Source organism: Pantoea sp. X-Soil-OKNW-556 (assembly GCF_059730695.1).
Genome location: NZ_AP035990.1, coordinates 4,377,658 through 4,390,177 on the forward strand (window position 1 = coordinate 4,377,658; position 12,520 = coordinate 4,390,177).

The 12,520-nt window shown below is 54.4% G+C and carries 11 protein-coding genes; 9 read left to right on the forward strand and 2 right to left on the reverse strand.

All coding sequences use genetic code 11. The annotated features are described in order from the left end of the window. Nucleotides 1-52: 52 nt before the first annotated feature. The gene (locus tag AC6I8T_RS20440; protein ID WP_497834269.1) at nucleotides 53-700 is read left to right on the forward strand and encodes an oligosaccharide flippase family protein; all 648 of its coding nucleotides are present in this window, start codon (nucleotides 53-55) and stop codon (nucleotides 698-700) included. Nucleotides 701-1,024: 324 nt separating this feature from the next. Further along, entirely contained in the window at nucleotides 1,025-1,642 is a 618-nt protein-coding gene (locus AC6I8T_RS20445; protein WP_013511048.1) for a trimeric intracellular cation channel family protein, read from the forward strand. Here AC6I8T_RS20445 and ligB read toward each other — a convergent pair. Next, entirely contained in the window at nucleotides 1,589-3,325 is a 1,737-nt protein-coding gene (ligB, locus tag AC6I8T_RS20450) for an NAD-dependent DNA ligase LigB (RefSeq protein ID WP_208724432.1), read from the reverse strand. The two genes, AC6I8T_RS20445 and ligB, sit on opposite strands and share 54 nt — an antisense overlap. Nucleotides 3,326-3,564: 239 nt before the next feature. Between ligB and gmk the strand changes: the two genes are divergently transcribed. Genes gmk through recG form a run of 5 tightly spaced genes read left to right on the forward strand, consistent with a single transcriptional unit; the run spans nucleotide 3,565 to nucleotide 9,421 of the window. Then, nucleotides 3,565-4,188 (forward strand): guanylate kinase, encoded by a 624-nt coding sequence (gene gmk / locus AC6I8T_RS20455; RefSeq protein WP_036627742.1) that lies wholly within the window; start codon nucleotides 3,565-3,567, stop codon nucleotides 4,186-4,188. 54 nt (nucleotides 4,189-4,242) lie between these two features. Then, nucleotides 4,243-4,518, forward strand: a complete 276-nt coding sequence (gene rpoZ / locus AC6I8T_RS20460) for a DNA-directed RNA polymerase subunit omega (protein ID WP_013511051.1) — start codon at nucleotides 4,243-4,245, stop codon at nucleotides 4,516-4,518. 20 nt (nucleotides 4,519-4,538) lie between these two features. Then, entirely contained in the window at nucleotides 4,539-6,647 is a 2,109-nt protein-coding gene (gene spoT, locus AC6I8T_RS20465; protein WP_021186074.1) for a bifunctional GTP diphosphokinase/guanosine-3',5'-bis pyrophosphate 3'-pyrophosphohydrolase, read from the forward strand. Between the two features lie 3 nt (nucleotides 6,648-6,650). Beyond that, entirely contained in the window at nucleotides 6,651-7,346 is a 696-nt protein-coding gene (gene trmH / locus AC6I8T_RS20470; RefSeq protein WP_021186073.1) for a tRNA (guanosine(18)-2'-O)-methyltransferase TrmH, read from the forward strand. Further along, complete coding sequence (gene recG / locus AC6I8T_RS20475) at nucleotides 7,343-9,421, forward strand: ATP-dependent DNA helicase RecG (protein WP_208724434.1); 2,079 nt, start codon at nucleotides 7,343-7,345, stop codon at nucleotides 9,419-9,421. Before trmH ends, recG begins: the two co-directional genes overlap by 4 nt. A gap of 62 nt (nucleotides 9,422-9,483) precedes the next feature. On the opposite strand, the gene AC6I8T_RS20480 is transcribed toward recG, so the two are convergent. Continuing rightward, nucleotides 9,484-9,972 carry a MarR family winged helix-turn-helix transcriptional regulator gene (locus AC6I8T_RS20480; protein WP_208724435.1) on the reverse strand — a complete coding sequence of 163 codons (489 nt, stop codon included), beginning with the start codon at nucleotides 9,970-9,972 and terminating at the stop codon, nucleotides 9,484-9,486. Between the two features lie 70 nt (nucleotides 9,973-10,042). Here AC6I8T_RS20480 and AC6I8T_RS20485 point away from each other — a divergent pair, with 70 nt between their 5' ends. Together AC6I8T_RS20485 and AC6I8T_RS20490 are read left to right on the forward strand one after the other, a co-directional pair. Further along, nucleotides 10,043-10,978 carry a quinone oxidoreductase family protein gene (locus AC6I8T_RS20485; RefSeq protein ID WP_208724436.1) on the forward strand — a complete coding sequence of 312 codons (936 nt, stop codon included), beginning with the start codon at nucleotides 10,043-10,045 and terminating at the stop codon, nucleotides 10,976-10,978. 84 nt (nucleotides 10,979-11,062) lie between these two features. Continuing rightward, nucleotides 11,063-12,442 (forward strand): nucleobase:cation symporter-2 family protein, encoded by a 1,380-nt coding sequence (locus AC6I8T_RS20490; RefSeq protein ID WP_208724437.1) that lies wholly within the window; start codon nucleotides 11,063-11,065, stop codon nucleotides 12,440-12,442. Nucleotides 12,443-12,520 lie beyond the last annotated feature (78 nt).

Genomic DNA, 12,520 nt, shown 5'->3' on the forward strand with positions numbered 1-12,520 from the left:
CGCCCGGGCGACCCTCAAATTGCACTGGTACATGTACCATAACGAGCAGAGTATGACGATACGTGTAAGAAATCTGACCGGCGCTACCAAGTGGTCAATATTGTCATCAATAAAAATCATTGGCATCGGTGTATTACAGCTTTCACTTCTGGCGCAAATATTACAGGCAAACGAGTTAAATTTACTTGCCGTTGCCATTGCATGTTTATTAGTTATAGACACATTAGCCGATCGCGGATTTGGCAACTCCGCTATTCGCAACCAAAATTTAAGCATCAGCGATCTCTCCGTTCTTTATTGGGGGAACATGTTGCTTGGGCTATTAATTTTCGCCGTCATGTTTATTGGTAGCGATCTTTTTAGCCGAGTAATGAATCAGCCCGAACTGGCAATTATGCTGGAAATGATTTCGGTGATTTTCATTATTGTTCCGCAAGGGCAACATTACCGCGCCATATTGCAGCGAGAAAAACAATTCACTCGAATTGCATTTACAGAAATCTTGTCAGTGCTGGTTGGACTGAGTGTGACCTTGTTCACCGTGTGGCTGACCCCTTCAGTACTCTGTGCTATCTGGGGTTACCTGGCGATGGTCTCAATTCGCATGCTGGTCTACTGCTACTACGGCCGTTCATGGTTCCAACCTGAATACCGTTTTAGCCTGAAAAGCTTTGCCGGTATGCGAGCAAGAAACGGATAATAAAAACAAGTCTGTATGGTGGGCTCTGGGCATCTGAGAGGATGCGTTCGCGTGCTGCTTGCCAGCACGCTTTTTTCTTTTCCACGCCGGCAACTACCCCCTTCTGTCCACATGCGTTAAGCCGGATTGGCGCATACTGAACACACCATTCACATCATTTTTTATAATGCGAATAAGAAACATCTATCCTCACACCCCCGTAAAACAGGCCTTATAAAGCCACTAATATCAAAACAACTAATCCGATGTCACTTTTTTAGAAAATCTCAGTGGTCTACACTCTGGGAAGTCTTTAGCCTTGCCGCCAATTATCTGGAGTGCTCTATGCTGTTAACCGTTCTCTACATCATTGGTATCACCGCCGAGGCCATGACTGGTGCGCTGGCGGCAGGCAGACGCAAAATGGATCTGTTTGGCGTCATTATTATCGCTTCCGTTACCGCGATTGGTGGCGGATCGGTACGTGACATTCTACTCGGCCATTATCCGCTGGGTTGGGTTAAGCATCCCGAATACATCATGATTGTTGCGGCGGCGGCGGTAATCACCACGGTGGTAGCACCGCTGATGAATCATCTGCGCAAAGTCTTCCTGGTGCTGGATGCGTTGGGCCTGGTGGTTTTCTCCATAATAGGTGCCCAGGTGGCACTGGATGGGGGCCATACCGCAGTTATCGCCGCGATTAGCGCAGTCATCACCGGTGTATTTGGCGGCGTACTGCGCGATATGTTCTGCAATCGCATCCCGCTGGTGTTTCAGAAAGAATTGTATGCCGCTGTCGCCTTCGCCTCAGGCTGGCTCTATATCCTGCTGTTGAAAACATCGCTGGCCAATGAGGTAGTGGTAATCGTCACCCTATTGTTCGGCTTTTTCGCTCGCCTGCTGGCGCTACGGTTCCGCCTCGGCTTGCCGATTTTCAACTATCCCCATCCCGATCACTGATGCGCCGCCGGGGATCGCCTGTTGCTGTAAAAACGTGATGAGTTGCTGCACCTGATGATCGTGCAGCATGGTCACAATCCGTTGCGCCAGCGTGCTGCCAATACCCGGTAGCTGTTGCCAGCCCTCCGTCGTGCGCATCTGCAATTGTTGCCACTGAGTGTCAGGCAAGGCTTGTAATGCGGCACGCGGTATCGGCAAGCCCAGCGCCATCACCCAACGGCGTAGCGGTTGCTGACGGGTCTGATTAAACCGCCGCCAGATCTGTTGCGCCCGCGTCGGTGATATCCCAGCCACCTGAGCGATTTGTTCGGGAGTCAGTTCCAGCCAGGAAAACAGATGGGTGATGGTGCCGCTATCCAGCAAGCGTTGCCAGGTGCTGCGTTGTATACCGTTAATATCCAGCACTGATTTTTCGCTGAGCCAGCTCAGTCGTGACAGGAATTGTGCCCGACACGGTGCATTGAATGCCAGACAACTGAGTTCATTAAAATCGCTGCTTTGTGGTGCGTCGGGGTATTCGCGCAGTCCAACACGCCAGATAACCCGTTCAACACGCGGAATGCCCAATCCGGCGAGAACCAATGTCACCTGATCGCCTGCAATCACATCCAGCTCACGCCAACGTCGTAGCGAACCAATATTGACCCGGCGCACGGTTTTATCATCCAGCTGCACCGGGATAAGATTCAAAACCACCGCGATTTTTCCGGTTCGTCCGACATTGAACTCCACCGAACGCACTTCGCTGCTGATCTCCGCTGGTTGATATTTCCACGCAGCTGACCAGTTGCCCTGCCCGGGCTGCCAGTCACGCCCCATGCGAACAGGCGATTGGTGGATAACAATACCATCGGTGGCAAAGGGTAATTTTCCCTGAAACCAGCGATCGCGCCAGCTTGCTACCTCGTCCTCATCATTGACCCGTTCGCTCCAGCGTTCGGCCAGGTCAAATCCCCAGCGCGACAATTGTGCCAGCCGTTCTGACATGGACGCCGGACCATCCGGCCACGCCCAGATAAACACCCCCAGTTGCGCCAACAACGGAGTGGCATCACGGCGCATCATCGCGCCCGCCACCTGTGCCCGGGCATTGCTGCCACCATCCTGCGCCTGCTGATGATCGGTCATCTGCAAAAATAATTCCCCTTGCAGCACCACCTCATTCTGATTGGTGCTGATCTGCTGCGGGATAGCCGGGATCATGGCTGCCTTATCCCGCCACTCTTCACCGCGCAGGCCGTCACCACGACTGACCAGAGAGGCCAACCGCCCCTGACGATAAATCAATGTGACGGCCACACCGTCAACCTTCGGCTGGACCCACACATCTGACTTACCCTGCATCCACTCCATGACAGCCCGCTGGTCACGCAATTTGCGCACGCCGGTATGTGCCACCGGGTGCTGCGCAGTGCCGTCTGTTGTGGGTTGTGCCGCGTAAGTCGCCATGTCTGGCGTGAAGCACAGCTGCCAATGTTGCAGACGTTGTTGCAGGCTGTCGTAATCAGCATCGCTTACCAGGTTCTGTCCCTGCCGGTAATAGGCATCATCCCAGTGTCGGAGTTGGGTTTGTAACTGCGTAATCTCCTGCCCAGCCCGTACCGGGGACCAGTTGGGACAAACCCTCTCGGCCAATACGCCCGCGCTGAAGAGCCATAACAACAAAACCATGTATCCTTTCATCTTCGTTCTCCTTTTTGTCTATTGGAGAACACCCTGCATCTGGCAGCCAGCAGCGAAAAAGGATTCTGGATGTTATGTTCCCGCGTTTTTTCACGAGTTGCAGCGCTGAACAATACGGCTGGAGCAGCCTCACAAAAAAAGAAATGCGCCTGACGCGGCGGCAAACGCTGCGTGGCGGGCGTAAGCCGTGTATACTGTGCAGGAAATCGACTCCGCTCTTTACTCAATTCAAGAAAATCATGGCTCAAGGCACGCTCTATATTGTTTCTGCCCCCAGCGGCGCAGGTAAATCCAGTCTGATTCAGGCGCTGTTGAAGACACAACCGTTATACGATACGCAAGTGTCTGTTTCCCATACCACCCGTGGCGTGCGCCCCGGTGAGAGTCATGGTGAACATTACTTTTTTGTGTCAAAACCGGAATTCGAAGCCATGATTGCCGAGGATGCCTTCCTTGAGCATGCGGAAGTCTTTGGCAACTATTACGGCACCTCCCGTGCGGCCATTGAACGTGTATTGGCAACCGGCGTTGATGTTTTTCTGGATATCGACTGGCAAGGTGCGCAGCAAATCCGCCAGAAAATGCCTGCCGCACGCAGCATTTTTGTTTTGCCACCCTCAACGGAAGAGTTGGATCGCCGTCTGCGCGGCCGTGGCCAGGATAGCGAAGAGGTGATTGCCCGCCGTATGGCGCAGGCCGTGGCGGAAATGAGCCACTATGCCGAATACGATTATTTAATTGTGAATGATGATTTTGATCTGGCGTTGTCCGATCTGAAAACCATTATTCGCGCAGAACGTCTGCGCATGAGTCGCCAGAAATCGCGACATGATGCTTTAATCAGCAAACTATTGGCAGTCTGAATTCACTTTCAGTATTATGCCCAGTCATTTCTTCATCTGTGGAGTAGCACACCTATGGCACGCGTAACCGTTCAGGACGCAGTAGAAAAAATTGGTAACCGTTTTGACCTGGTGTTGGTCGCTGCACGTCGTGCACGTCAGATGCAGGTAGGCGGCAAAGATCCGCTGGTTCCGGAAGAAAACGATAAAGCCACCGTTATCGCGCTGCGCGAAATCGAAGAAGGTCTGATCACCAACCAGATTCTGGATGTGCGTGATCGTCAGGAACAGCAAGAGCAGGAAGCCGCTGAATTACAAGCCGTTACCGCTATCGCTGAAGGTCGTCGTTAACAGCAGCCTGCAGGTCAACCTTGTATCTGTTTGAAAGCCTCAATCAACTGATTGAAAAATACTTGCCTGAGGAGCAAATCAAGCGCCTCAAGCAAGCTTATCTTGTCGCGCGTGATGCCCACGAGGGACAAACACGCTCCAGCGGTGAGCCTTATATCACCCATCCTGTTGCCGTTGCCTGCATTCTGGCCGAGATGAAACTCGACCACGAAACGCTGATGGCCGCGTTGCTGCATGATGTTATCGAAGATACCCCCGCAACTTACCAGGACATGGAACAACTGTTTGGCAAAAGCGTTGCCGAACTGGTTGAAGGGGTGTCAAAACTCGATAAGTTGAAGTTCAGGGATAAGAAAGAAGCCCAGGCTGAAAACTTCCGCAAAATGATCATGGCGATGGTGCAGGACATCCGCGTCATTCTGATCAAACTGGCTGACCGCACCCATAACATGCGCACGCTTGGCTCGCTGCGACCGGATAAACGCCGTCGTATCGCACGAGAAACCCTCGAAATTTATAGCCCGCTGGCCCACCGTCTCGGTATTCATCACCTGAAAACCGAGCTGGAGGAGCTGGGCTTTGAAGCGTTGTACCCGAACCGCTATCGGGTCATCAAAGAGGTGGTTAAAGCGGCGCGCGGTAACCGTAAAGAGATGATCCAGAAGATTCTTTCTGAGATTGACGGCCGCCTGCAAGAGGCTGGGATTCCCTGTCGCGTCAGTGGCCGTGAGAAGCATCTCTATTCGATCTACCGCAAAATGCATCTGAAAGAGCAACGATTTCACTCGATCATGGATATTTACGCCTTTCGCGTCATCGTGAAAGATTTAGATACCTGCTATCGCGTACTCGGACAGATGCACAGTCTGTACAAACCGCGTCCTGGACGCGTCAAAGATTACATCGCTATCCCCAAGGCCAACGGCTATCAATCTTTGCATACCTCGATGATTGGCCCGCACGGCGTGCCGGTTGAGGTGCAAATCCGTACCGAAGATATGGATCAGATGGCGGAAATGGGGGTTGCGGCACACTGGGCCTATAAACAGGCCGGTGAAAGCGGCACCACCGCGCAAGTACGTGCCCAGCGCTGGCTGCAAAGCCTGCTGGAGTTGCAACAAAGCGCGGGAAGCTCCTTTGAATTTATTGAAAGCGTGAAATCAGATCTCTTCCCGGACGAGATTTATGTGTTCACGCCTGAAGGCCGCATTGTCGAACTGCCCGCTGGCGCAACACCTGTCGACTTTGCCTATGCGGTCCATACCGATATTGGCCATGCCTGTGTCGGCGCACGCGTTGATCGCCAGCCTTATCCGCTGTCGCAGCCACTCACCAGCGGGCAAACCATCGAAATTATTACCGCGCCGGGTGCCCGACCCAACGCCGCCTGGCTTAACTTTGTCGTCAGTTCCAAAGCGCGCGCCAAGATTCGCCAGTTGCTGAAAAACCTCAAACGCGAAGATTCTGTTAACCTCGGCCGTCGCCTGCTCAGCCATGCGCTGGGTGGTAGCCGTAAACTGGCTGAAATTCCGGCAGAAAATATCCAGCGCGAGCTGGAACGCATGAAGTTGACCAGTATGGATGATCTGCTGGCGGAAATTGGTCTGGGGAACGCGATGAGCGTAGTGGTGGCGAAAAATCTGCTGCAATCAGAGAACTCAGCACCACTCGTCAGCAACAAACGTAATAAGTTGCCGATTAAAGGTGCTGATGGCGTCCTGATTACCTTCGCCAAATGCTGCCGTCCGATTCCGGGCGATCCGATCGTTGCACACGTCAGCCCTGGTAAAGGCCTGGTGGTGCACCACGAGTCCTGCCGCAATATTCGCGGCTACCAGAAAGAACCAGAAAAGTTCATGCCGGTAGAATGGGATAAAGTGACCGATCAGGAATTTGTCGCCGAAATTAAAGTCGACATGTTCAACCATCAGGGCGCGCTGGCAAACCTGACCGCGGCCATCAATACCGCCGGTTCAAACATTCAAAGTCTCAATACCGAAGAACGAGACGGCCGTGTTTATAGCGCCTTTATCCGTCTGACCGCGCACGATCGCGTCCATCTGGCTAACATTATGCGTAAAATTCGCGTAATGCCCGATGTGATTAAAGTTCACCGAAATCGTAATTAGTGCATGAACGATCAACGTTTTGCTCGTATCCGCGAGATGCTGGCCCTGCGCCAGCACGATCTCACCGTCTGTATGGAACAGGTGCATAAGCCGCACAATGTCTCGGCGGTAATTCGCACGGCCGATGCTGTCGGTATCCATGAGGTCCATGCGGTCTGGCCCAGCGTGCGCATGCGCACCATGGTATCGGCCTCCGCTGGTAGCAACAGTTGGGTGAAGGTCAAAACGCATCGCAATATCGCTGAAGCCGTATCCCATCTGAAGACGCAGGGTATGCAGGTGCTGGCGACGAACCTGTCGGCCAAGGCCGTGGATTTTCGCGAGATCGATTACACACGTCCCACCTGTATTCTGATGGGTCAGGAAAAAACCGGTATCACCGCAGAAGCGCTGGCCCTCGCGGATCAGGACATCATTATCCCAATGGTTGGCATGGTGCAGTCGCTTAATGTCTCAGTCGCTTCCGCGCTGATTCTGTATGAAGCACAACGCCAGCGACAAAATGCCGGTATGTACCAGCGTACCTACAGTTTGCTGGATGAAGAGGAGCAGCAGCGCCTGCTGTTCGAAGGGGGTTACCCGGTTCTGGCACGCGTGGCGAAGCAAAAAGGATTGCCCTATCCGCACATCAACGACCTCGGTGAAGTGGAAGCCGATGCCGAATGGTGGGCAACAATGCAAGCGACGGGCAAAAAATGAAAGGCCGTCTGCTGGATGCCATCCCGCTCAGTACCCTGACCGGCGTCGGCGCCAGCCAGGCGGCGAAACTGGCCAAAATTGGCCTGTTTACCATCCAGGATCTGCTGCTGCACCTGCCGCTGCGCTACGAAGATCGCACCCAACTCTATCGTATTAATGACCTGCTGCCGGGCATCTGGGCCACGGTGGAAGGGGAAGTGCTGAGCAGTGAAATCACCTTTGGCCGCCGCCGTATGCTGGTGTGCCAAATCAGCGATGGCACTGGCGTGCTGACCATGCGCTTCTTCAACTTCAATGCCGGGATGAAAAACAGCCTGGCGTCAGGCCGTCGCGTCACTGCTTACGGCGAGATTAAACGCGGTCAGCGCGGTGCAGAGATTATCCATCCCGAATATCGCATTCAGGGCGAACACAGCAGCGTTGAGTTGCAGGAAACCCTGACGCCGGTTTATCCCACCACCGAAGGTATCCGCCAGGCAACGCTGCGCAACCTGACCGATCAGGCGCTGGCGCTGCTGGAAACCTGCGCCATTGCCGAGCTGTTGCCGCCAGAACTGAGCGGTGGATTGATTAGCCTGCCAGACGCATTGCGTACTCTGCATCGCCCGCCACCTGATTTGCGTCTGAGCGAGCTGGAAACGGGCCGTCATCCGGCACAGCGCCGGTTAATTATGGAAGAACTGCTGGCACATAACCTCAGCATGTTGGCAGTGCGCGCTGGTGCACAGCGCCATCACGCACTGCCGATGCCGGCCAATCATCAGTTGGTCGATAAATTGCTGGCCGCCCTGCCGTTCTCCCCTACCGGCGCGCAGCAACGGGTGGTCGCGGAAATTGAGCGCGATCTGGCACACGACTTCCCGATGATGCGTCTGGTGCAAGGCGATGTGGGATCGGGCAAAACGTTGGTCGCGGCAATGGCTGCGTTAAATGTGATTGCCCACGACAAGCAGGTGGCGCTGATGGCCCCCACCGAATTGCTCGCCGAACAGCACGCTAATAATTTCCGCCAATGGTTTGCGCCTCTCGGTATTGAGGTGGGCTGGCTGGCGGGTAAGCAAAAAGGTAAGGCTCGTCAGGCGCAGCAGGAGGCGATTGCCAGCGGGCAGGTAGCGATGGTGGTCGGTACCCATGCGCTGTTTCAGGAGCAGGTACAATTTAACGGCATGGCGTTGGTGATTATCGATGAACAGCACCGTTTTGGCGTCCACCAGCGTCTGGCACTCTGGGAAAAGGGCGAAGAACAGGGTTTTCATCCGCATCAGCTAATCATGACCGCGACACCGATTCCACGCACCCTGGCGATGACCGCCTACGCGGATCTCGATACTTCTACCATTGATGAGTTACCGCCAGGCCGAACCCCGGTCACCACCGTCGCGATCCCCGACAGCCGCCGTAACGATATCATCACGCGTGTGCAAAGCGCCTGCCAGGAAGGTCGTCAGGCGTATTGGGTCTGTACACTGATTGAAGAGTCTGAGCTGCTGGAAGCACAGGCGGCCGAAGCGACCTGGCAAGAGCTAAAAGTCGCGTTGCCGGATCTCCAGGTCGGGCTGGTGCATGGCCGTATGAAACCGGCTGAAAAGCAGGCGGTGATGCAGGCATTTAAAGCCAATGAAATCCAACTGCTGGTCGCCACGACGGTCATCGAGGTTGGAGTGGATGTGCCGAACGCCAGTCTGATGATCATCGAAAACCCGGAACGCCTCGGCCTTGCACAGCTGCATCAGTTACGTGGACGTGTCGGGCGCGGTGCGATCGCCTCGCATTGTGTGTTGCTGTACAAAGCACCGCTAAGTAAAACGGCACAAAAGCGTTTGCAGGTGTTGCGTGACAGCAACGACGGCTTTGTTATCGCCCAGCATGATCTGGAGATTCGTGGTCCCGGTGAACTGCTTGGCACGCGCCAGACCGGTAACGCCGAGTTCAAAGTCGCCGATTTGCTGCGTGATCAGGGCATGATCCCGGAAGTTCAGCGCGTGGCACGCCATATCCACCAGCATTATCCTGAGCAGGCCGTGGCGTTGATTGAGCGCTGGCTACCGGAAACCGAACGCTACAGCAACGCGTAGCGGCACGATTTCGTGCGTGTTGCAGGAAAACCCCGCACGATACATCGCGTCGCTACAATGGGTCAGGTCCCCGTGTTTTTATCACGCTCCAGCGCGGTAAAATCCCCGACAAATTTTTGCAGTAACCGCGCCAGCTCAACACGCTCATTCTCCTGCCACGCCTGAAACACCTCACCGTAAATCCTGCTCCGTGCCGCATCGATTTTGTCGGTCATCACTTTACCCGCAGCCGTAATGACCGCTTCATTGACGCGCTTGTCCTTTGTATTCTTCTGGCGCTGCGCCAGACCAATTTCCTCCAGCTTCGCGACCTGTCGACTGACGGTGGTGTAGTCACGCCCAACCCGATCCGCCAGTTCAACCACACCAATCGGACCGAAACGACTGATCTGCACCAGCAGCGGAAACAGCGCTCGATCAAGCTGAATATTGGATTCTTTTATTAGTAATTCATCACGTTGTGGGCGGTTGAACGTCCCAACAATGGTCAGTAACGCATTGTGCAGATCATCGAAAGCTGAACTATTATGTGTATTTTGCACACTTTTCATTGACGGCATCCAGAGACAGGAATAATGTGTGCATAATACACATATATTCCGATTAACTGAAGGTGAAAACATGAAAGCAGCAATAGTTTCCGCAGCAGGCGAACTGCCGGTATACGGCGATTTCCCTGAACCTCAAGCCGATGACCACCAGGTTGTGGTCACAGTCAAAGCCGCCGCCATTAGCCAGTTGGCGAAGGCGCGTGCCGCAGGTTCCCATTACAGCTCGGCCACGCACTATCCGTTTATTACCGGGATCGATGGCACCGGTTATCTCAACAATGGCGACCCGGTGTACTTCCTGGCATTTAACGCCCCCTGGGGAAGTATGGCGGAAAAAACACGGGTGCCCACCGAGGCTATCGTCCCGCTACCGAAAACGCTGGATCCGGTGCTGGCTGCTGCACTTGCCAATCCGGGTATGTCCTCGTGGGCGGCTTTAACGCGTCGCGCACGTTTACTACAAGGCGAAACCGTGCTAATCAATGGCGCAACCGGGACATCAGGTGGACTGGCAGTGCGTATCGCGCGTCATCTTGGTGCCGGAAAAATTATTGCCACCGGACGCAACCGTGCGGTGCTGGAACAACTTCACACCCAGGGGGCAGATATTACGCTGACCCTTGATGCGTTACCGACCGCTCTGCCCGCGCTGATGGCTGACGGCATTGATGTGGTGCTGGATTATCTGTGGGGCCAGAGCGCGCTCGATATCATGCAGGCGGCGGTGGCCGGTGGTGAGAAGGTGGTCCGTTTTGTGCAAATTGGTTCCCTCAGCGGCCAGGAGATCTCATTGCACAGCAAGTTACTGCGCTCCTCTGGGCTGACCCTAATGGGCAGCGGCCTCGGTAGCGTATCCAATAGCGAACTGGTGGCTTGTATCGGCGAGCTACTGACAGCCGCAGCGCAAAGCGATTTTTCGATTCCCTTCCAGATGCGACCACTGAGTGAAGTCCATAGCGCCTGGGGTGAAGACGATAGCCGTTGCCGTACGGTATTTACGCTCTGAGGTGGTGAGGGGCATTGCAAACGTTTGCTTTCATTCGGCATCGGTTTAAAATCGCCCCCTTTGTTGTGATTGAGAACGTCCACCATGTCCGTCGATACCGCTGAACCCCGCCAGCCTGCCAATGCGGCAAAAAGTGAACTGATTTACCGTCTTGAAGATCGCCCACCGTTGCCACAAACACTGTTTGCTGCCTGCCAGCATCTGCTGGCGATGTTTGTCGCGGTAATTACCCCCGCGCTGCTGATTTGTCAGGCGCTGGGCCTGCCGGCACAGGACACCCAGCACATTATTAGCATGTCGCTGTTTGCCTCTGGCGTCGCATCGATTCTGCAAATCAAAACCTGGGGACCGGTCGGTTCCGGGCTGCTGTCAATTCAGGGCACCAGTTTTAACTTTGTCAGCCCGTTGATTATGGGTGGCATGGCGCTGAAAAATGGAGGGGCCGATATTCCCACCATGATGGCAGCGCTGTTTGGAACGCTGATGGTCGCCTCCTGCACCGAGATGGTGCTGTCCCGCGTGCTGCATCTGGCTCGTCGCATTATCACGCCGCTGGTTTCTGGCATTGTGGTGATGATCATCGGTTTGTCGCTGATTCAGGTTGGGCTAACCTCCATCGGCGGTGGTTTTGCAGCCATGAACGATCACAGTTTTGGCGCACCGAAAAACCTGCTGCTGGCTGGCGCGGTGTTGTTGGTGATTATTCTGCTCAACCGTCAGCGCAATCCTTATTTGCGTGTCGCCTCGCTGGTGATCGCTATGGCCGTTGGCTATTTGCTGGCATGGGCGTTAGGTATGCTGCCGGAAAATACCACCCCGACCAATCAGGCGCTGGTTTCGGTGCCATCACCGCTCTACTACGGCCTTGGTTTTGACTGGAATCTGCTGATTCCGTTGATGTTGGTATTTATGGTGACCTCCCTGGAAACCATCGGCGATATTACCGCCACCTCGGACGTTTCTGAACAACCGGTGAGCGGCCCGCTGTATATGAAACGCCTGAAAGGGGGCGTGCTGGCCAATGGTCTTAACTCTTTTGTATCCGCATTGTTCAATACGTTTCCAAACTCCTGTTTTGGCCAGAATAATGGCGTGATCCAGCTGACCGGTGTGGCCAGCCGCTATGTGGGCTTTGTGGTGGCACTGATGTTGATTGTGCTCGGGTTGTTCCCGGCGGTCAGCGGATTTGTGCAGCACATTCCTGAACCGGTACTGGGCGGCGCAACGATAGTGATGTTTGGTACGATCGCGGCTTCCGGGGTACGCATTGTTTCTCGCGAGCCATTGAATCGCCGCGCGATTATGATTATCGCGCTGTCGCTGGCTGTTGGCCTTGGTGTTTCTCAGCAGCCACTGATTCTGCAATTCGCGCCAGACTGGCTGAAAACCCTGCTTTCATCAGGCATTGCCGCTGGCGGTATCACCGCTATCGTGCTCAATCTCGTCTTCCCCCAGGAAAAGTAATACTCACGGCAGGCTGAGGCCTGCCTGATATTTATCCGCTTTTACATCCAGGCTGTTGAGCTGTAACGGTAATTCAGG

Excerpts from the sequence above, each read along its gene's own strand:
- AC6I8T_RS20440 (WP_497834269.1), top strand. The coding sequence starts at position 53 with ATGACGATACGTGTAAGAAATCTGACCGGCGCTACCAAGTGGTCAATA.
- AC6I8T_RS20445 (WP_013511048.1), top strand. The coding sequence starts at position 1,025 with ATGCTGTTAACCGTTCTCTACATCATTGGTATCACCGCCGAGGCCATG.
- ligB (WP_208724432.1), bottom strand. The coding sequence starts at position 3,325 with ATGAAAGGATACATGGTTTTGTTGTTATGGCTCTTCAGCGCGGGCGTA.
- gmk (WP_036627742.1), top strand. The coding sequence starts at position 3,565 with ATGGCTCAAGGCACGCTCTATATTGTTTCTGCCCCCAGCGGCGCAGGT.
- rpoZ (WP_013511051.1), top strand. The coding sequence starts at position 4,243 with ATGGCACGCGTAACCGTTCAGGACGCAGTAGAAAAAATTGGTAACCGT.
- trmH (WP_021186073.1), top strand. The coding sequence starts at position 6,651 with ATGAACGATCAACGTTTTGCTCGTATCCGCGAGATGCTGGCCCTGCGC.
- recG (WP_208724434.1), top strand. The coding sequence starts at position 7,343 with ATGAAAGGCCGTCTGCTGGATGCCATCCCGCTCAGTACCCTGACCGGC.
- AC6I8T_RS20480 (WP_208724435.1), bottom strand. The coding sequence starts at position 9,972 with ATGAAAAGTGTGCAAAATACACATAATAGTTCAGCTTTCGATGATCTG.
- AC6I8T_RS20485 (WP_208724436.1), top strand. The coding sequence starts at position 10,043 with ATGAAAGCAGCAATAGTTTCCGCAGCAGGCGAACTGCCGGTATACGGC.
- AC6I8T_RS20490 (WP_208724437.1), top strand. The coding sequence starts at position 11,063 with ATGTCCGTCGATACCGCTGAACCCCGCCAGCCTGCCAATGCGGCAAAA.